Origin of the sequence: Streptomyces sp. SM1, assembly GCF_002910825.1 — a bacterium.
Classification (GTDB): domain Bacteria; phylum Actinomycetota; class Actinomycetes; order Streptomycetales; family Streptomycetaceae; genus Streptomyces; species Streptomyces okerensis.
Genome location: NZ_NEUB01000297.1, coordinates 1 through 842, shown reverse-complemented (window position 1 = coordinate 842; position 842 = coordinate 1). Strand labels below are relative to the sequence as shown.

Below are 842 nucleotides of genomic sequence, written 5' to 3'. Positions count from 1 at the left end.
GGTGCTGACGCGGGTGGGCCGGGACCCGCTGCTGCCGGCCGCCGGGCTGCGGGTGCTGGACCTCACCCGGGTCATCGCGGGCCCGGTCGCCACCCGCACGCTCGCCCTGCTCGGCGCGGACGTGCTGCGCGTGGACGCCCCGTGGCTGCCGGAACTCCCCGACCAGCACGCCGACACCGGTTTCGGGAAGCGGTCGGCGCTGCTGGACCTGGGGTCCGACCGGGGCCTCTTCGAGGAACTGCTGGCGACGGCGGACGTGGTGGTCACCGGGTACCGCCCGGGCGCCCTCGACCGTTTCGGGCTGACCCCGCGGGCGATCGCCGCGCGGCGGCCCGGAGTGGTGGTGGCCGAGCTGTCGGCGTGGGGCGCGTACGGGCCCTGGGACGGCCGGCGCGGGTTCGACAGCCTGGTGCAGGTGGCCACGGGGATCGCCGCGGTCGAGGGGATGGAGGGCCGGCCGGGCGCACTGCCGGCCCAGGCGCTCGACCACGGCACGGGGTATCTGCTGGCGGCCGGGGTCCTGCGCGCACTCACCGGCCAGACGGACGAGGGCGGCAGCAGGCTCGTACGCGTGGCACTGGCCCGAACGGCGGCCTGGCTGCTGGAGGGGGCGGGACTCCTGCCGGAGGGGCCGCAGCGGCCGCCGGAGGAAGCAGGGCGACTGCCGGAGGGGGCAGGGCAGCCGGCGCAGCAAGCGGGACGGCCAACGCAGGACGCTGAACGGCCAACGCAGGACGCCGAACGGCCAACGCAGGACGCCGAACGGCCGGTGGAGGACGCCGAGCGGCCGGTGGAGGACGCCGAGCGGCCGGCGGAGGACGCCGAGCGGCCGGCGGAGGACG

1 protein-coding gene is annotated in these 842 nt (G+C 77.8%); it reads left to right on the top strand.

What is annotated here, in order from left to right; translation table 11 throughout:
* A partial coding sequence (locus tag B9S61_RS07160) for a CoA transferase (protein WP_258039579.1) occupies positions 1-842 on the top strand: 842 nt, incomplete at both ends.